The sequence below is a fragment of the Collinsella intestinalis genome (assembly GCF_902364775.2).
In the GTDB taxonomy this organism is placed as follows: domain Bacteria; phylum Actinomycetota; class Coriobacteriia; order Coriobacteriales; family Coriobacteriaceae; genus Collinsella.
The window spans coordinates 1,111,879-1,130,061 of the sequence record NZ_CABJEU020000001.1 but is presented as its reverse complement, the minus strand read 5'-3'; the positions used below and the strand labels follow the sequence as shown (position 1 = coordinate 1,130,061).

Below are 18,183 nucleotides of genomic sequence, written 5' to 3'. Positions count from 1 at the left end.
CGCTCGGGCGATGCCGTTCGTCTACTTGTGGGAATCGGTGCTCTTGGGGGTTTTTCCGGGGATGAGGTGCTCAAGGTGCTCGAGGCGCTCTTCTCGCACCTCGGCTGCGGCTCGCTCCTCGGCTGCGAAGGCCGGGTCGTCGGGGGTCACGATCTCGTCCTGCTGCGTCTTGGGGTTGTAGTGGTGGCGCAGGACGGGTTCGAACAGGTGGAGTCTGGTGGCGAACAGTGCGGAGCAGGCGAGCAGGACCAGGAAGATGGCGACGCGCCAGCCCACGCTCACCTGGTTGATCACGACGGCGCCGAGCGACAGGAGCAGGCACCATGCGTAGATGAGCAACACCGCCTGACGCTGGTCGTAGCCCTCATGTATGAGACGGTGGTGGATATGGCCCGTGTCCGCCTGGCCGATGCTCACATGGGCGCGCTTGCGGCGGACGATCGCCGAGAGCGTGTCGAGGATGGGCACGCCGGCCACGATGAGCGGGATGATGAGGGAGGTGAGCGCGGCGGTGCGGCTCACGTTGAGAAGCGAGATGGTCCCCAGCCCGAATCCGAGCAGCAGCGAGCCGGAGTCGCCCATGAAGATGGACGCTGGATAGAAGTTGTAGCGCAAAAAGGCAACGCAGGCGCCGAACAGCGCGATGGACAGCGCGGCTGCATCGAGGCGGCCGGAGAGCACGGCGAACGAGAACATGGAAAGCGACGCGATGCCCGAGATGCCGGCAGCCAGGCCGTCCAGACCGTCGATGAGGTTGATGATGTTCGTGAAGGCCACGAGGTAGATGACGGTGATGGGGTAGGCGATGAGGCCGAGCTCGATATAGGTGCCCGGGGCGAACGGATTGACCACGCGGCCGATGAGCAGACCGCCGGCGGCCGCGATGCAGGCGGAGAGGATCTGTCCGAGGAGTTTGCTACGCGGGCTGAGCGAATGCACGTCGTCGACGGCGCCCGTGATCACGATCACGAGGAAGGACAGGCCCAGGATCGGGTAGCTGATGCTCATGCTGGGGTGGGGGATGAGGATGGGGGGCCAACCCAAGATTTTGATGCCCGCTATCTCGACGATGAGTGCGACGCAGAGTCCTGCGAACATGGCGAGTCCGCCCAGACGGGGGATGGGCTTGGTGTTGATGCGGCGCTTAGAGGGGTAGTCGATTGCGCCGAGTCGGTGCGCCAGCCGCTTGGTGAGCGGCACGCACAGGTACGTGGCGATGAAGGCCGCGGCAGCCACATATATGTATGGCATCGCTTGCTCCATGAGTAGGGCACCACCGTTGCAGACGAATCGAACACAGGGACGCTTTGAGCGTCAATCTCACCCATGATAGCGGAAGCGGGGATTCTTCTGGCGTGCAAAGGTCGTGCAACGCATCAAGCACATGCCGTTCAGGTCGATTTTGGGCATTATGCCCTTCATCGGGGCCACAGGATGTCTCATGTCCGTTGCATGCGCGGCCGTCGCGATCGTCAGGCCGATGACACGCGGGTGGGGCAGACGGTAGGATTCGGCGGCTAAACGGTCCCTATGGGAAGAATTCTGAATAAATCTTTTCAGGCGCTGCATATTGATTACCAGTGCAAAATCCCAGGTCAGCTTCTTTTCAATATGCAGAACAAGTACGAAAATATGCAATCTTGAGTATGTTCCTATTCATTTATCCCTCATGGTGAACCCCGCCAGGAACGATATTTACGCACGTCAAACGCTTTATTAGATAAAAGCAGCCAACTGGGAGATTAATCGATATATACCGTTCACTCCCCAATATCGTCCGTTTGGCGTTCTCGTGTATCCCTCTCTGAAAATTGGATATAACGGTAACTGTTGAACGGAGCCCCGCGAGGGGCTTGAACCGGAATCGCACATGCGGTTCCAGAAAAGAAAGGTAGGAGGCAATGACGAAAGGCTTGCATGTCCCGAGCGAAATCGGGCAGCTCAAAAAGGTCTGCCTGCACAGGCCCGGTGAGGAGCTTCTGAATCTGCCGCCGTTCGAGCTGGAGCGCCTGCTCTTTGACGACGTTCCCTTCCTCGAGGTCGCTCAGGAGGAGCACGACACGTTTGCTCAGATTCTCCGCGATCAGGGCGTCGAGGTCCTGTACCTCGAGAAGCTCGTCGCTGAGGTCTTCGACCTTAATCCCGATGCCCGCCAGGAGTTCCTGGATCAGTACATCGCCGAGGCCGGTATCAAGGGCAAGGATATGCCCAAGGTCGTCCGCGAGAAGCTCGATTCCATCACCGACAACCTCGAGTTCGTCCAGAAGACGATGGCCGGTCTCACCAAGGCCGAGATCGAGATGCCGCTGGTGAGCTCCTCCACGCTCGACTCCATGGTCAACACCGAGTCCGAGTCCGACCTCATCATCGACCCGATGCCCAACCTCTATTTCACCCGTGACCCGTTCGCGGTCGTCGGCAACGGCGTCTGCCTGAACCGCATGTACTCCGTCACTCGTAACCGCGAGACCCTGTACGGCAAGTACATCTTCAAGTATCACCCGGATTACAAGGACGTCTCCCTGTACTTCCGTCGTGACGCCGCTTACCACACCGAGGGTGGCGACGTGCTCAACATCAACGAGCACACCCTGGCCGTCGGCATCTCCCAGCGCACCCAGGCTGCCGCCATCGACGTCATGGCCCAGAACATCTTCTGGAACAGCGATTCCAAGGTCGACCGCATCCTCGCCTTCGACATCCCGAACAACCGCGCCATGATGCACCTCGACACCGTCTTCACCCAGATCGACGTGGATAAGTTCACCATCCACCCGGCGATCATGGGCACCCTCAAGGTGTACGAGCTGACCCCGGGCAAGAACCCCGGCGAGGTCAACATCAAGGAAATGGTCGACACGCTCGAGCATGTTCTCGAGGACGCCACCGGCGTCGATCAGATCAAGCTGATCCCGTGCGGCGGCGGCGATCCCATCGCTGCTGCTCGCGAGCAGTGGAACGACGGCTCCAACACGCTGGCTGTTGCCCCCGGCAAGATCTGCGTGTACGCCCGTAACACCGTCACCAACGACGTGCTCTACAAGGAGGGCCTGGATCTTCTGGTCTGCCCGTCCGCTGAGCTGTCCCGTGGCCGTGGTGGCCCGCGCTGCATGAGCATGCCTTTCTGGCGCGAGGATCTCTAAGCATCTTCTACGACGGCGCATCGGCTCCGGTGCGCCGTCGTACTTCGATGCGGGTGCATTGGGCATCCGCATGACCTATTTATATATGAAAGGAGCCCACATGGGCGTTAACCTCTCCGGCCGCAGCTTCCTGCGCCTTCTCGACTTCACCACCGAGGAGATCGAGTACATGCTGAAGCTCTCCAAGAACTTCAAGGACCTCAAGCGCACGGGCACCCCGCACCGTTACCTCGAGGGCAAGAACATCGTCCTGCTGTTCCAGAAGACCTCCACGCGCACCCGCTGCGCCTTCGAGGTTGGCGCCATGGACCTCGGCATGGGCGTCACCTACCTCGATCCCGGTTCGTCCCAGATGGGCAAGAAGGAGTCCATCGAGGACACCGCCCGCGTTCTCGGCCGCATGTATGACGGCATCGAGTTCCGTGGCTTCGATCAGGAGGACGTCGAGGAGCTCGCCGCCAAGTCCGGCGTTCCCGTGTGGAACGGCCTGACCGACCTGTGGCACCCCACCCAGATGCTCGCCGACATCCTGACCGTTCAGGAGAACTTCAACTACGACATCAAGGGCAAGACCCTCGTCTTCATGGGCGACTGCAAGAACAACGTCGCTCGTTCCCTCATGGTCGTTTGCGCCAAGCTCGGCATGAACTTCGTGGCCTGCGGCCCGCAGGAGTGCATGCCCGCTGACGACGTCATCGAGGCCTGCAAGCCCATCGCCAAGGAGAACGGCTGCACCATCAAGCTGACCTCCGACGTGAAGGACGCCTGCACCGGTGCCCACGTCATCTACACCGACGTTTGGGTCTCCATGGGCGAGCCCGACGAGGTCTGGACCGAGCGCATCAACCAGCTCCAGGACTACCGCGTCACCACCGAGCTCATGGCCATGGCTGATCCTTCCGCGATCTTCCTGCACTGCCTGCCGGCCTTCCACGACACCAACACCACCATCGGCAAGGACATCGCCGAGAAGTTCGGTGTCACCGAGATGGAGGTCGAGGACGCCGTCTTCGAGTCCAAGCAGTCCAAGGTCTTCGATGAGGCCGAGAACCGCATGCACACCATCAAGGCGATCATGTACGCCACGCTCAAGTAAGAGCGATTTGTCGGTCCGCTCGGAGCGCATCGCTGCGCGCTCCAAGCGGTTCTTCGGTAATAATCTTGCCTATGCGGTACGCACGGCACGGAAAGGCCGCATAAGCAAGATCAATGACACTTGTTAAAGAAGGGGGGATGAGAACAATGACTGAGACCGCTAAGAAAAAGCGCGGCATGCCTTCATCGTTCACCATTCTTCTGCTCCTGTTGGCTATCGTTGCGGTTATTACCGTCGTCATTTCCGGTACTTCCGGCGGCGCCGTTACCGCTGCTCGTCTGAGCGACTTCTTCACCGCCCCGGTGAAGGGCTTCGCAGACGCTCTGCCCGTCTGCCTGTTCGTTATGATCCTCGGCGGCTTCCTCGGCATGATGACCGAGACCGGCGCCCTGGATAACGGCATCGCCGTTCTGGTCAAGAAGCTCAAGGGCAACGAGATCATGCTCGTTCCCGTGCTGATGCTGATCTTCTCCCTCGGTGGTACTACCTATGGTATGTGCGAGGAGACCGTGCCCTTCTACGCCCTGCTCGCTGCCACCATGATGGCCGCCGGCTTCGACCCGATGGTCGGCGCCGCCACCGTCCTGCTCGGCGCTGGCTGCGGCTGCCTGGGTTCCACGGTCAACCCGTTCGCCGTCGGTGCCGCCGTCGACGCCCTCACCGGTGTCGGCATCGAGGTCAACCAGACCATCATCATCGGCCTCGGCGCCGTCCTGTGGCTCGTCACCACCGCCATCTCCATCGCCTTCGTGATGAGCTACGCCAAGAAGGTCAAGGCCGACAAGGGTTCCACCATCCTGTCCATGCAGGAGCTCGAGGCCGCTGAGGAGGCTCACGGCAAGGCCGCTTCCGAGGTCACCAAGGACGTCAAGCTTACCGGTCGTCAGAAGGGCGTGCTCATCGCCTTCGCCTTCACCTTCGTCGTCATGATCGTCGGCTTCATTCCGCTTGCCGACCTCAACGAGGGCGTCGCCAACTTCTTCGACGCCGGCGCCGTGTACGACGCTGACGGCAACGCCATCACCCAGGGCTGGTCCGCCATCATCACTGGCCTGCCCATCGGCCAGTGGTACTTCGACGAGGCTTCCACCTGGTTCTTCATCATGGCCATCGTCATCGGTGTGATCGGCGGCCTCTCCGAGAAGAAGATCGTCGACACCTTCATCACCGGCGCCGCCGACATGATGTCCGTCGTCCTGATCATCGCCCTCGCCCGCGGTATCTCCGTCCTCATGGCCTCCACTGGCCTGGACGTCTACGTCCTCGACGCCGCCGCCAACGCGCTGGCCGGCCTCTCCGGCGTGATCTTCGCTCCCATGAGCTTCCTGGTCTACTTCGGCCTGTCCTTCCTTATTCCCTCGACCTCCGGTATGGCCACCGTGTCCATGCCCATCATGGGGCCCCTGGCCGCTGAGCTCGGCTTCGCCCCTGAGGTCATGGTCATGATCTTCTCCGCCGCCATCGGTGTCGTGAACCTGTTCACCCCGACTTCCGGCGCCATCATGGGCGGTCTCGCCCTGGCCAAGATCGAGTGGACGACCTGGGTCAAGTTCGCCCTCAAGCTCATCGTGGTGCTGTCCATCGTCTGCGCGGTCATCCTGACCATCGCCTGCGTCATGATCTAAGCGCCTTCCAGGCGTAACGCGGTCCGGGCGTCTATCGGTATTTTCGAAATGACGCTCCGCTGCTTTTGAGTCGTCCAGCCGGCTCGGCATAAGGCGTCCCGGTTGCGACCTACCTTTCAGCCCCCTTCCGTATCCGTGCGCGGAGGGGGGCACTTCTTTACGGATCTAAAAATCGGCTACACATGTCCTTATAAGTTGCGGGAACACCCCCGCTGTGTCTAATAATTGGGGTACTTATGTCTCATGACACGCATGTCGACAATCCGAACGGTGTCGGCTATTTTGGCCTGATCGGCCTCGTCGTCTCGTCCTGCATCGGTTCGGGCGTTTTTGCCCTGACCGGCCAGCTCGCCAACGTCGCCTCGCCCGGTGCGGCGCTGCTCGCTTGGCTCATTTGCGGCGCCGGCTTCCTGTTCCTGGCGCTGTCCATTTCCAATGTGGGCGCCAAGCGTCCCGACCTTGACGGTATCTGCGCGTACGCCGAGGAGGGCTTCGGCCCGTTCCACGGATTCATCTCCGGTTGGGGCTACTGGCTGTCCGCTTGGCTCGGCAATGTCGGCTTCGGCACGATGGTCGCGCAAGTGCTCGGCAGCGATTACTGCCTGGGCGGCCTTATGCCCGGCGTCTTCTCCGATCCCGTGACCGGCAATCCCGCCGTCGGCGGCGTCATCATCGTCTCGCTCGTTTTGTGGGCCATCACGTTCCTGGTCATCCGCGGTGTTGAGAGCGCTGCGTTCCTCAACGCCGTCGTGATGGTCGTGAAGATCGCGTCCATTCTCGTGTTCATCGCCTTTGCCATCTTCAGCTTCAACGCGGGCCTGTTCACCGCTGATTTCTGGGGTACCGTCGAGCGCAATGCCACCGTGCTTGCCGCCAATGGCACCGGCCTCGGCAGCGTTGCCAACCAGATCGTCCAGTGTGTCCTGATCCTCATGTGGGCGTTTATCGGCATCGAGGGTGCTTCCGTCATGTCCGGTCGCGCTCGTCGTCGCAGCGAGGTCGGCAGCGCCACCGTTCTCGGCCTTGGCGTTCTGCTCGCCCTCTACATCGGCGCCTCCATCATTCCCTACGGTGTCATGGATTACGCCGACCTCATCGCGGCCCCTAAGCCCGCCACCATCTCCGTCTTCGAGTACATGGCTCCCGGTTGGGGCGGTGCCTTCATTTCCTGGGCCATCATTATCTCCGTTTGCGGCTCCTGGCTTTCCTTCACCATGCTTCCCGCCGAGACTTCCTCGATGATGAGCGAGCATCACCTGCTGCCCGCGTCTTGGAACAAGATGAATGCGAAGGGGGCGCCGCAGATGGCCCTGCTCATCGTCGGCATCCTCACCGAGGTCTTCATCATCGTGGCGACGTTCGCCGCCGATGCGTACACCTTCGCCATCTCCATGTGCACGGTGACCATCGCCATTACGTGGGCCTATGCCGCGGCGTACCAGATCAAGCTTTCCCGCGAGCGCAACGAGCCCATGCAAATGGCATTTGGCGTCATCGCACTTGCCTTCCAGATCGTGGGCGTTCTCATGACTGGTTGGGGCTTCCTCCTGCTCGCATGCCTTGGCTACCTTCCCGGCTTCTTCTTCTATAAGAAGGCCCGTCAGGAGGCGGGGGAGAGCCTGACCAAGCCCGATTGGATTTTCATCGCCGTGTTTGCCGTGCTCGCCGTCGTGTCGATCCCGCTGACGGCCGCCGGCATCATTCCCGTTTTCTAGCGGACCCTTGCAGGTCGGGGCGGATGCACTCTTGCGTCGACGCCCCGACTGCGCCGTCGACGGCGGCGGTACGGGCCCGTATGGGTGCATAGGTTCATGAGTTGAGAAAAAAGGAGCCTGCTATGGACATTCCGGTTATCGGAGTCGAGGATTGGCTGAACGTCCACGAGATGGATGCGACTTGGGATATCGCCCAGTCGACCATCTCGTCGCTCACCATGGGAGAGCTGCGCGCGCTCGACGGTCAGGAGGGTGCCTCGTTTTACGAGATGCTCGATGCGCAGAAGATGAATTACGGTTGGATCGAGGGCTCGCCCGAGTTCAAGGACGAGGTCGCCAAGCTCTATGACCGCAAGGTCGATCATCGGAACATCCTTCAGACGAACGGATGCACCGGTGCGAACTTGAACGCGCTCATGGCGGTGGTGCGTCCCGGCGACCATGTGATCGCCGAATGGCCCACCTACGCCCCGCTTTACGAGATCCCGCGTACGCTTGGCGCCGAGGTCGAGTATTGGCAGATTCACGAAGAGCTCGGCTGGATGCCCGACATCGACGAGCTGCACGGGCTGGTCCGCCCCAACACGCGTCTCATCTGCATCAACAACGCCTCCAATCCGGTGGGCGCGGTGCTCGACGCCAAGATGCTCGAGCAGATTGCGGAAATCGCCGACAGCGTGGGTGCCTACGTCCTGTGCGACGAGGTGTATCTGCCGCTCGAGAACACCGAGGGATTCAAGTCGATGACCGATGTGTACGATCGCGCGATCGTCACCAATTCCGTGTCCAAGACCTATTCGGTGCCCGCCGCCCGCTGCGGCTGGGTGATCGCCGATGACGAGGTTTCGGACGCCATTCGCACCTATCGCGATTACACCATGATTTGCGGAGGCGTGTTCAACGACGCGCTCGCGACCTACGTGCTGCGCCATCGTGACAAGATCCTCGAGCGCAACCGTGAGATCGTGTTCGGCAATCGCGAGATCGCTCAGGCGTGGATCGATTCCCAGCCCCGTGTGAGCTGGGTCGCCCCCAAGGGCGTGTCGACATCGTTCATCCGATTGGATATCCCCGAGGACGATGAGACGTTCTGCTTGCGTCTGCTCGAGGAACGCGGCGTCTTGCTTGTTCCTGGCAGCCGCTTTGAGCTGCCTTGTGGTGCCCGTTTGGGGTACTGCGCCCAGCCGGACGTGCTCAAAACGGGTCTCGACCTGTTGGGCGAGGCCCTCGCGGAGTTCGATCGATAGGGAGGGTGCCGTCCCTGCGGGTGCCTCGCGCGCCGCTCCCCATATGAGTGCTCGGCCCCGGCCGCGTGTGTATGAGACCGCGCGGCCGGGGCCGTTTGCGTGAAGAAACCCTGACCGCCCCCGCATGCGCGCGAATCTCGGCTAGACTGTTTCGGTACCGCCATGACAAAAAGGGAGCCGCCGCATGCGCCAGGGTTTCGATAACGATACGTACATCGCCAGCCAGGCCGAGCACATCAAGGAACGCATCGCCCAGTTCGGCGGCAAGCTCTACCTCGAGTTCGGCGGCAAGCTGTTCGACGATTTCCATGCAAGCCGCGTGCTGCCCGGCTTCGAGCCCGACAGCAAGTTCCGCATGCTCAAGAGCCTTGCGGACGACGTCGAGATCATCATCACCATCAACGCGAACCATATCGAGAAGAACAAGGCCCGCGGCGACCTCGGCATCACCTACGACGAGGATGTCCTGCGCCTGGCCGACATCTTCCGGTCCAGCGGTTTCCTTGTGGGCGCAGTCGTGCTGACCCAGTACTCGGGCCAGCCTGCGGCCGACCAGTTCCGCCGTCGTCTCAACATGCTGGGCATCACCTGCAAGCTGCACTACCCGATCGAGGGGTACCCGCACGATATCGACCTCATCGTGAGCGAGGAGGGGTACGGCAAGAACGAATTTGTGGAGACCACGCGCCCGCTCGTCGTGGTGACCGCCCCCGGCCCCGGTTCCGGCAAACTCGCCACCTGCCTGTCCCAGCTCTACCACGAGCACAAGCGCGGCGTTGCCGCCGGTTATGCCAAGTTCGAGACCTTCCCCGTGTGGAACCTCTCGCTCAACCATCCCGTCAACATCGCCTACGAGGCCGCCACGGTCGATTTGGACGACGCGAACATCATCGATCCGTTCCACCTCGAGGCGCATGGCGTCACCACGGTCAACTACAATCGCGATGTCGAGGCGTTCCCCGTGGTCAAGGCCCTGATGGAGAAGATTTTGGGCGAGAGTCCGTATCAGAGCCCCACCGACATGGGCGTCAACATGGTCGGTTACGCCATTTGCGACGACGAGGCCTGCCGCGAGGCCGCACGCATGGAGATCGTGCGTCGTTATTTCGCAGCCGCATCCGATGTCAAGCGCACCGGCTGCGGTCAGGAGCAGGTAGACAAGCTCAAGGCCATCATGCAGAAGGTGGGCGTGACCAAGGACCAGTCCCCGGCCCGTTCCGCCGCGCTGCTCAAGGAGCAGACCACCGGCGCGCCCGCCGGCGCCATGGTCCTGCCCGACGGTTCCGTGGTCACGGGCAAGACCTCCACGCGTCTGGGGGCGGCGAGCTCACTCATGATGAACGCGCTCAAAGCCGTGACCGGCGTTGACATGGAGCTCGAGGTCATCTCCAACGATGCTATCGAGCCCATCAGCCGCCTCAAGACCAGCCAGCTCGGCAGTGCCAACCCCCGCCTGCACCCCGAGGAGACGCTGATCGCCCTGTCCATCACCTCCGCGTCCAGCGAGATCGCCGAGCGCGTGCTCGCCGGCCTGCCCAAGCTGCGCGGTTGCGATGCCTTCTTCTCGGTGATCATCTCCAGCTCCGATGAGGCGCTTTTCAAAAAGCTCGGCATCAACGTGTGCTGCGAGCCCAAGTTCGAGCGCAGTGGGTATTACCATCGGTAGGCCCGTTCGTATACATGTGTCTTGACCGCCCGCCGGTCCGCGACTCCGAGTAGGGTGTCGAGGACCGGCGGGCGTTTTACAATGGTCGAGTCGAAAGGAGGCGGGGAGGCGTGACCGAGCTTGAGCGCTGTCGAGGCGAATATTTGAATCACCTGGCGGTCGAGCGCAATTTGGCCGCCAATACCATTGCGGCGTACGAGCGCGACCTCAGAGCCTATCTTGCCTTTCTTGGAGAGCGCGGAACGCGCCGCCCGGATGATGTGATGTGCCGCGATGTGGAGGATTTCGTGGCCGCCAAGCGCGCCGACCACGCCGCGGATGCATCGGTGAACCGAGCGCTTTCCGCCGTCAAGGGGTTTCACCGGTTCATGGTTCGCGAAGGTCTCTCTTCGGTCAATCCCACGGCCACGCTGCGCGTTCCCAAAATGGGCGACCATCTGCCCGATGTGATTTCAATCGAGGCTGCCGAGCGCTTGCTCGACCAGGTTTTTCCCGCAACGGCCGCCGGCATGAGGGACCGTGCGGTGCTCGAGGTGCTGTATGGATGCGGCCTGCGCGCCAGCGAGCTGTGCGGCCTGGATGTGAACGAGGTCTACCTGGATGAGGGATTCGTGCGCGTGATGGGCAAGGGCTCCAAGGAACGCTTGGTCCCGCTTGTGGGTACGGCACGGCGGGTTCTCGGCACCTATCTCGCCGAGGCGCGCTCTGAGCTGTTCTCCCATGCGCGATCGGCTTCGGCGTCGGCCGCGGTGTTCTTGAATATGCGGGGCACGCGCCTTTCGCGTCAAAGCGTCCATGCGATTTGCGAGCGTTACGGCCGTGTGGTCGGGATCGAGGGGCTGCATCCGCACACCCTTCGCCACTCCTTCGCAACGCATATGCTCGCGGGCGGGGCGGACCTGCGTGCCCTGCAGGAGATCTTGGGGCATGCGGATATCGCCACGACGCAGATTTACACCCATGTCGACCGCACGCAGCTGCGTGAGGTCTATCTGGCGGCGCATCCGCGCGCCTAGGATCGGGAGGCGTCTCGCACCTTCGCCGCCGAGGGCTCGGTGGGAAGCTGCGACCACAAGTCGGGCACAACTTAAAAATCGCTTCAACCTCAACTAGAAGGTTTAACCTGGGGAAACGGCATCGAGTAGTGGTGCCGCATTTCAGTCAAAACACAATATCTTGTGTTCGGGGCAACACCTGTTCGCTGCCTCGTTTGGGGTCTGTGGGGGATAGTGGGGGAGTGTGGGGGAGAAAGTGGGAAAAAGTGTTGCGAAAGGGGAGTAGGCCCCATAGAATTGAAAGCGTCGACGGCGGGGTGGCTCCCGCATATGCCCATGAGTAAGCCTAAGGGGGTGCGCGCCAGTGTATTTCAACGGTACCTACGATCGAAATCTCGATGCGAAGGGACGTTTGTCACTGCCGCCCGCCTTTAAAAAGCAGCTTGAGGAGCATGTGCGCGTCCTTCCTGCCCCTGAAAAGGAAGTCGACGCCCTGTACGTGTTCACTGAGGACACGTTCAAGGTTTGGCTTGACTCCGTGTTTGAGGCGAAGGGCGGGTTCGATCCCACCAACCGCTCTCATCGCATGGTCAAGGAGGCTCTGTACGGTGCGGCAATCACACTCGAAATAGACTCCGCCGCCCGCATCAGCCTTCCCGAAGCCGCCCGTAAGAAGGCGCACCTCGATCGCGAGGTCACGGTCGTCGGCAGCGATGACCGTCTGGTGATCTGGGATCGCGAGACCTACGCGGCACGTCAGGCCGAGACCGAGGACATCCTCGCGGACTTCTTCGACTAAAGGAGACGCCCCCACATGGACGCGAACAAGGCAGCAGGTACGTTGACACCTGAATATCGGCATGAACCCGTCATGCTCCAAGAAGTGCTCGAGCAGCTTCAGCTCAAGCCCGGCTCGGTCGTGTGCGATTGCACGCTCGGCGGCGCCGGCCATTCCGTCAGGATGGCCGAGCGCGTGGGCTCGGAAGGTCTGCTGCTCGGTGTCGATCAGGATGACATGGCGCTCGCGGCAGCGGGGAAGCGGCTTGACACTGAAGCCCCTGATACGCCGCACAAGCTCCTGAAGGGCAACTTTGGGGACTTGGATGAGCTCCTGTGCTCGGCGCAGGTACCGGGCGTCGATGGATTCCTCTTCGACCTGGGCGTCTCGAGCCCGCAACTCGATATCCCTGGTAGGGGTTTCTCGTACAACGAGGACGCCCCGCTCGACATGCGTATGGATCCGGGAACCAACACCCTAAACGCAGCTGAGGTCTTGAACACCTATACCGAAGCCGACCTCGCCCGGATTCTCCGCATCTATGGAGAGGAGAAGTTCGCCCGCCAGATCGCGCGCGAGGTTGTGCGCCGCAGGCAGGAGAGCCCGCTCGTCTCCACGGGAGATTTCGTCGATGCCATCAAGGCCGGTATCCCGGCGGCTGCCCGCAGGCACGGAGGCCATCCGGCAAAGCGCAGCTTCCAGGCAATCCGCATCGAGGTCAACCATGAGCTCGATGTCCTCGAGCGTGGCCTCGAGGCCGCGATCCGCTGGCTGAACCCCGGTGGCCGCGTCTGCGTCATCTCCTACCATTCGCTGGAGGACCGCATCGTGAAGCGCCTGTTCCAGGAGCTTTCGAAGGGTTGCACCTGCCCGCCGGACATCCCGGTGTGCGTGTGCGGAAACGTGCCGATAGTCAAGGTCACCACCCGCAAACCCCTGGTTGCCACGGCCGAAGAGGTCGAGCGCAACCCCCGCGCCAGATCGGCCAAGATCCGCTGCGCCGAGCGTTTGTAGCTCGACCGCGCTTCACGGCCCCGGCGCATGTCATTTGTTATCTTCGCCTTAAGGAGGGCCGCATATCATGGGTTACCACACCTCAAACGCAGCATATGCCTATGATATGCGGTCCGAGGCGTACTCGGCGCCCGTCGCGCCCTCCCGTCCGAGCCTCGACGTCGTCCATGGCGCTGGCCGCCAGGCGAGCCAGGACGTCAGCCCCCAGTTCACCCACTGCGTGAAGGTGTTCGCCGTGCTCATGACGGTTTTCGTCGTCCTCGGCCTGTTCCGCGTCACCGTGGCGGGTTTCACCGCCGCTTCGCTCAACAGCGCCGCGACCCTTTCGAACAATCTCACCACCGCGCAGGAGGAGAGCTCCGATCTCGAGGTCATGCGCTCCGTGTACGGCTCCTCCACGCGCATCCGCGATCTTGCGGAGGGGTACGGCATGGTTGCGGCAGAGGGTGGCGTTACCCTCGATTTCACCGAGTACGTAGACGCGGCGGCACAGTAGTAGGCGAGAGCACCCATGCCCCAAGATAGATACAACGGACGCGGCTCCGGCCGCACGGGCCGCCCTGCCAGGGGCGGTTCATCGCGTGATGCGCGTAGGTCCCCGCAGGGCGGCCGGACGCGCCGTGCCACCTCGAGTCGCGCCTCCGAGCGCCGCGGTGCCGACGCGCCTTCCAGCAGGCTCTCAACAGAGCTCGTCTCCCGCCATGGCTTGCTGGCCGGCGGCTTCCTCGCCGCCTCGGCGATCGTTCTCGCACGTCTCTCCGAGATACAGGTCCTCAACACCGATTGGTATCGCGAGCAGGCAAATGCTCGTCGCGTTTCAAGCCAGACCCTCTACGCGAAGCGCGGCACGATCTACGACCGCAACGGTACGGTGTTGGTGTCGAGCATCGAATGCAAGAACGTGTATGTGAACCCGTCGCTCATCAAGAAGAAGCAGCGCCGCCGCGCGATCGACGCCCTCGTCGACGTGTTGGGCATGGATGAGGACGTGGTCGAGGACCTCGTCGATCGCGAGGGCACCTTCGTGTACGTTAAGCGCCAGGTCGATGAGGAGGATGCGGAGCTCCTTGCCAAGAAGGGCATCGCGGGTATCGAATTCGAGCCGGCGATCAAGCGCGTGTATCCCAACGGCAGTCTCGCCTCCCAGGTGCTCGGCGTCGTGAACGTCGACAACGAGGGCATCACGGGCCTCGAGAAGCAGTACAACGAAGTGTTGACGGGTGTGAACGGCTCGCTCATGCGCGAGCGCGCCCGCGACGGCTCGTTTATCGCCGGTGGTGCGTACGAGAAGGTCCCGGCCCAAGACGGCATGGACATCGTGCTCGGCATCGACGCAAACGTGCAGCGAGTCGCCGAGGACGCCATCGCAGAGACGGTCGAGCGCGTGGGAGCCGCGTACGGGTCGGTCATTGTGACGGACCCCACGACTGGCGAGATCATCGCCGCGTGCTCCTATCCGACCTACGACCCTACGGATCTGGCGTCCGCTTCCAACGCTTCTATGAACCTGCGCGTCGTGACCGACGTCTACGAGCCCGGATCGGTCTTCAAGACCTTTGTCTCCGCCGCGGCCATCGAGCACAAGGGGCTGACGCCCAACACGACGTTCGATGTCCCCGCCGAGGTCCTTGTCGGTAGCGATATCGTTCGCGATGTCGATAAACGCGGCGCGGCTATGACGATGAGCCTGCGCGAGATCCTGCGCCGCTCATCCAACACCGGTATGGTCCTGGTGGGCGAGAAGCTCGGCGCCGATGCGTTTTCGGAGCATGTCATCGACGGGTTCCAATTCGGCAAGTCCACGGGCATCGATTTCCCGGGCGAATCGCTCGGCATCATCAAGAAGCGCTCGGAATACGACGGCGCGTCGCTGGGTTCCATGTCGTTTGGCCAGTCGCTGGCCGTCGAACCCGTTCAGATGGTCCGTGCGATGAGCGCGATCGCCAACAAGGGCGTTATGACGACACCGCATTTCCTCAAGACCCGTGCGGGCGAGGAGGTCGACTGGACCGACGGCGAGCACCGCGTCCTCTCCGAAGAAACGGCCGCCAGCGTCGCAGACATGATGCTGACCGTCGTGGACGAGGGCACGGGCGTGGATGCCCAGATGCCCGGTTATGAGGTATCAGGCAAGACCGGTACCGCCGAGCGCGCCGGCAAGGACGGTGGATACGAGGAGGGCAACAACATGGCTTCGTTCATGGGATTTGTCTCGACCAAGGATCCGCGCGTCCTGTGCTACGTGACTCTCGACGGCACGGCGGCCATGTCCTATGCGGCCACGCCGGTGTTCCGCAAGGTCATGGAGGAGGCCCTGCCCGCCCTTGGAATCAAGCCGACCCGATAGGTTCACACGCCCTGCACCACCTGGCGCGGACGGCGCGGTACCATACCAGGTTGCACGGTAAGCGCTTCAGAAAGGTTGCCACCCATGGTGGAGATTGCAGTCAAGTACCTTCAAAGCACCACGGGTGCCCGTTTTGTGGCGGGCGATCCGGATCGGGTTTGCCGCGGTGTCGAGATCGATTCGCGCGCGGTTACCCCCGACGCCGTGTTCGTCGCGTTCCCCGGTGAGCGCGTCGACGGCAACGCGTTCGCACCTGCGGCCATCGAGGCCGGTGCGGGCGCGGTCGTCATGACGTGCGAGCCCACGCGTGAGCTCGTCGACCTTGCGCTCGAGCACGGTTCTTCCATCCTCGTCGCCGACGATCCGACCGAGTTCCTCCTGCGCTTGGCCCAGGGTTATCGTGCGCGCCTGCGCTGCACGGTCATCGGTATCACGGGCTCGATCGGCAAGACAACGACCAAGGACGTGCTCGCCGCATGCCTCGCCAAGCGCTATCGCGTGCATGCCACGGCCGGCAATTTCAACAGCCTCATCGGACTGCCCCTTACCATCCTGTCCGCTCCCGCGGACACGCAGATGCTCGTGCTCGAGATGGGCATGAGTGATTTTGGCGAGATCGAGCGCCTGTCTCGATGCGCCCAACCCACCTTCGGCATCATCACCAAGGTCGGCACTTCCCACATCGGCATGCTCGGCAGCCGCGAGGGCATAGCGCGCGCCAAGGCCGAGATCGTGTCCGGCATGCCCGCCAGCGCCGAGAACTTCGAGGGCAACCACTCCGCCCTCGTCCTGCATGGTGAGGACGACTTCACGCCGTTCATCATCGAGAACTTCGCCCGTCCCGCCGGCCTCGACGTGGTGCTTGCCGGCACTTCGACTGACGATGATGTCTGCGCGACGCACATCGAGCTGGACGAGGACGGTTGCCCCGTTTTCGACCTCACGTTCGAGGACGGCTCGTGTTTCAAGACGCGTCTTTCCGTTCCCGGTGCGCAGTCCGTTCCCAACGCGCTGTTCGCCGCTGCGGTCGCCCATCGTCTCGGTGTGCCCGGCTTTGAGATCGACGAGGCTTTTGGCGAGCTCCAGATGACCGGTCGCCGCACCCAGGTGCGTCATGCGGCGTGCGGTGCTCGCGTGATCGACGACTCGTACAACGCCAGCCCCGAGTCCATGGCCGCCGGCCTCAACCTGTTCTCGACGCTGCCCTGCACGGGTTCGCGTATCGCCGTTCTCGGCGAGATGGGGGAGTTGGGCGATGACGCCGAGCGCCTCCACGCGCTCGTCGGCGCCTATGCCGCGGCCAAGCGTCCGTCGATGCTGATCTGCGTGGGCGGCGAAAACGCCCGGGTGATGGCGGACGCGGCGCGTCTCATGGGGCTCGATGAAGGTGATGTCCAGGTCGTTCCCTCCTGCGATGCGCTGATCAGGCGTTATGCGGGCGTCATTGGCGAACGCGATCTCGTATTGGTGAAGGGCTCGCGCTTCGTCGGGCTCGATCGTTTCGTGGAAGAGGTGTGTGCCGATGCTCGGTAACCCTGCCTATCCCACCTATCAGGTGTTCCTTGCCATTCTCGTCTCCGCGCTCATCGCGGGGCTCGTCATGCCCCTGTGGATTCGCCTGCTCAAGATCGACGGCATCGGCCAGCAAATCCGTGCCGACGGTCCGCAGTCGCATCTCGTGAAGGCCGGCACCCCCACCATGGGCGGTGTCATCATCCTCTTGGCCGTGTGCCTGACCTGCCTGATCATGGCCAAGCCCACGACCGAGCTTTTGCTGGCCATCGGCGCGATGCTCGCCACCGGCGCCCTGGGCCTGTTCGACGACGTGACCAAGGTCGTGCAGAAGCGTTCGCTCGGCCTGACGCCCACGGGCAAGATGATCGGCCTTACCGCCATCGTGCTCGTGTTCTTCGTCATCGCGGTCAACTTCTGCGATGTCGACGCGGCGATTCGCTTCCCCGGCGGCTTTGCCATCGACTTGGGCGTGCTCACCTCGACGTTCACCTTCGGCGATATGGTCATTCAGATTCCGTGGCTCTATCTCATCTTTGTGTTCTTGCTGCTTGCCGGCATGTCCAATGCCGTCAACCTCACGGACGGCCTCGACGGTCTCGCCGGCGGCACGGTCATGATGGCCATGCTCGTCATGGCCGCCATCGGATTCCTGCGCGGTGATGTCAATCTCGCCATCTTCTGCGCGGCCTGCGCCGGCGGCTGCATCGGCTTTCTGTGGTACAACGCCTACCCCGCCCAGATCTTCATGGGCGACACCGGCTCCCTTGCCCTGGGCGGTGCCCTGGCCGCCGTCGCCGTGCTTACGAATACCGAGGTCGTCTCGCTCGTCGTGGGCGCCCTGTTCATCGCCGAGACCCTCTCCGTGATGATTCAGGTCATCAGCTTCAAGGCCACGGGCAAGCGCGTCTTCCTCATGGCCCCCATCCATCATCACTTCGAGAAGAAGGGTTGGGCGGAGACGAAGGTCGTCATCCGCTTCTGGATCGTGTCCGCTGCGTGCGGCGCCCTCGGCCTCGCGCTCTTCTTCCAGCTTGGTTAGGAA

At 62.4% G+C, this 18,183-nt stretch carries 15 protein-coding genes; 13 read left to right on the top strand and 2 right to left on the bottom strand.

The genetic code is table 11. The annotated features are described in order from the left end of the window. Window positions 1–21: 21 nt before the first annotated feature. On the bottom strand, window positions 22–1,263 hold the full coding sequence (locus FY258_RS04965; protein ID WP_118103637.1) for a glycosyltransferase family 4 protein: 1,242 nt from the start codon (window positions 1,261–1,263) through the stop codon (window positions 22–24). Window positions 1,264–1,320: 57 nt separating this feature from the next. Next, entirely contained in the window at window positions 1,321–1,638 is a 318-nt protein-coding gene (locus FY258_RS04960; RefSeq protein WP_118103635.1) for a hypothetical protein, read from the bottom strand. 263 nt (window positions 1,639–1,901) lie between these two features. On the opposite strand from FY258_RS04960, the gene arcA reads away from it, so the two are divergent. From arcA to mraY, 13 genes are all read left to right on the top strand, one after another. Next, window positions 1,902–3,143, top strand: coding sequence for an arginine deiminase (gene arcA / locus FY258_RS04955; protein ID WP_118103633.1), 1,242 nt, complete (start codon window positions 1,902–1,904; stop codon window positions 3,141–3,143). A gap of 100 nt (window positions 3,144–3,243) precedes the next feature. Beyond that, window positions 3,244–4,239, top strand: a complete 996-nt coding sequence (argF, locus tag FY258_RS04950; RefSeq protein WP_118103631.1) for an ornithine carbamoyltransferase — start codon at window positions 3,244–3,246, stop codon at window positions 4,237–4,239. Window positions 4,240–4,376: 137 nt separating this feature from the next. Further along, complete coding sequence (locus FY258_RS04945) at window positions 4,377–5,864, top strand: YfcC family protein (RefSeq protein WP_395858342.1); 1,488 nt, start codon at window positions 4,377–4,379, stop codon at window positions 5,862–5,864. Window positions 5,865–6,100: 236 nt separating this feature from the next. Further along, window positions 6,101–7,579 carry an amino acid permease gene (locus FY258_RS04940; RefSeq protein ID WP_118103627.1) on the top strand — a complete coding sequence of 493 codons (1,479 nt, stop codon included), beginning with the start codon at window positions 6,101–6,103 and terminating at the stop codon, window positions 7,577–7,579. 122 nt (window positions 7,580–7,701) lie between these two features. Beyond that, entirely contained in the window at window positions 7,702–8,826 is a 1,125-nt protein-coding gene (locus FY258_RS04935) for an aminotransferase (protein WP_118103625.1), read from the top strand. 184 nt (window positions 8,827–9,010) lie between these two features. Beyond that, on the top strand, window positions 9,011–10,492 hold the full coding sequence (locus FY258_RS04930; protein WP_118103623.1) for a DUF1846 domain-containing protein: 1,482 nt from the start codon (window positions 9,011–9,013) through the stop codon (window positions 10,490–10,492). A 110-nt stretch (window positions 10,493–10,602) separates the two neighbouring features. Further along, window positions 10,603–11,508 carry a site-specific tyrosine recombinase XerD gene (gene xerD, locus FY258_RS04925; protein WP_118103622.1) on the top strand — a complete coding sequence of 302 codons (906 nt, stop codon included), beginning with the start codon at window positions 10,603–10,605 and terminating at the stop codon, window positions 11,506–11,508. A gap of 343 nt (window positions 11,509–11,851) precedes the next feature. Beyond that, complete coding sequence (locus FY258_RS04920) at window positions 11,852–12,286, top strand: division/cell wall cluster transcriptional repressor MraZ (protein WP_006722386.1); 435 nt, start codon at window positions 11,852–11,854, stop codon at window positions 12,284–12,286. Between the two features lie 15 nt (window positions 12,287–12,301). Beyond that, the gene (gene rsmH, locus FY258_RS04915) at window positions 12,302–13,279 is read left to right on the top strand and encodes a 16S rRNA (cytosine(1402)-N(4))-methyltransferase RsmH (RefSeq protein WP_118103620.1); all 978 of its coding nucleotides are present in this window, start codon (window positions 12,302–12,304) and stop codon (window positions 13,277–13,279) included. Between the two features lie 67 nt (window positions 13,280–13,346). After that, window positions 13,347–13,775 carry a hypothetical protein gene (locus FY258_RS04910; RefSeq protein WP_118103618.1) on the top strand — a complete coding sequence of 143 codons (429 nt, stop codon included), beginning with the start codon at window positions 13,347–13,349 and terminating at the stop codon, window positions 13,773–13,775. Window positions 13,776–13,790: 15 nt separating this feature from the next. Next, window positions 13,791–15,626 carry a peptidoglycan D,D-transpeptidase FtsI family protein gene (locus FY258_RS04905; protein ID WP_259324447.1) on the top strand — a complete coding sequence of 612 codons (1,836 nt, stop codon included), beginning with the start codon at window positions 13,791–13,793 and terminating at the stop codon, window positions 15,624–15,626. A gap of 84 nt (window positions 15,627–15,710) precedes the next feature. Next, window positions 15,711–17,159, top strand: a complete 1,449-nt coding sequence (locus FY258_RS04900; RefSeq protein ID WP_118103614.1) for a UDP-N-acetylmuramoyl-tripeptide--D-alanyl-D-alanine ligase — start codon at window positions 15,711–15,713, stop codon at window positions 17,157–17,159. Further along, on the top strand, window positions 17,149–18,180 hold the full coding sequence (mraY, locus tag FY258_RS04895; RefSeq protein ID WP_118103612.1) for a phospho-N-acetylmuramoyl-pentapeptide-transferase: 1,032 nt from the start codon (window positions 17,149–17,151) through the stop codon (window positions 18,178–18,180). The genes FY258_RS04900 and mraY overlap by 11 nt, the downstream gene beginning before the upstream one ends. Window positions 18,181–18,183: the final 3 nt, after the last annotated feature.

Bases quoted from the DNA above. Each gene is read 5' to 3' on its own strand.
- FY258_RS04965 (WP_118103637.1), bottom strand. From the start codon at position 1,263: ATGGAGCAAGCGATGCCATACATATATGTGGCTGCCGCGGCCTTCATC.
- arcA (WP_118103633.1), top strand. From the start codon at position 1,902: ATGACGAAAGGCTTGCATGTCCCGAGCGAAATCGGGCAGCTCAAAAAG.
- argF (WP_118103631.1), top strand. From the start codon at position 3,244: ATGGGCGTTAACCTCTCCGGCCGCAGCTTCCTGCGCCTTCTCGACTTC.
- FY258_RS04945 (WP_395858342.1), top strand. From the start codon at position 4,377: ATGAGAACAATGACTGAGACCGCTAAGAAAAAGCGCGGCATGCCTTCA.
- FY258_RS04940 (WP_118103627.1), top strand. From the start codon at position 6,101: ATGTCTCATGACACGCATGTCGACAATCCGAACGGTGTCGGCTATTTT.
- FY258_RS04935 (WP_118103625.1), top strand. From the start codon at position 7,702: ATGGACATTCCGGTTATCGGAGTCGAGGATTGGCTGAACGTCCACGAG.
- FY258_RS04930 (WP_118103623.1), top strand. From the start codon at position 9,011: ATGCGCCAGGGTTTCGATAACGATACGTACATCGCCAGCCAGGCCGAG.
- rsmH (WP_118103620.1), top strand. From the start codon at position 12,302: ATGGACGCGAACAAGGCAGCAGGTACGTTGACACCTGAATATCGGCAT.
- FY258_RS04910 (WP_118103618.1), top strand. From the start codon at position 13,347: ATGGGTTACCACACCTCAAACGCAGCATATGCCTATGATATGCGGTCC.
- FY258_RS04905 (WP_259324447.1), top strand. From the start codon at position 13,791: ATGCCCCAAGATAGATACAACGGACGCGGCTCCGGCCGCACGGGCCGC.
- FY258_RS04900 (WP_118103614.1), top strand. From the start codon at position 15,711: ATGGTGGAGATTGCAGTCAAGTACCTTCAAAGCACCACGGGTGCCCGT.
- mraY (WP_118103612.1), top strand. From the start codon at position 17,149: ATGCTCGGTAACCCTGCCTATCCCACCTATCAGGTGTTCCTTGCCATT.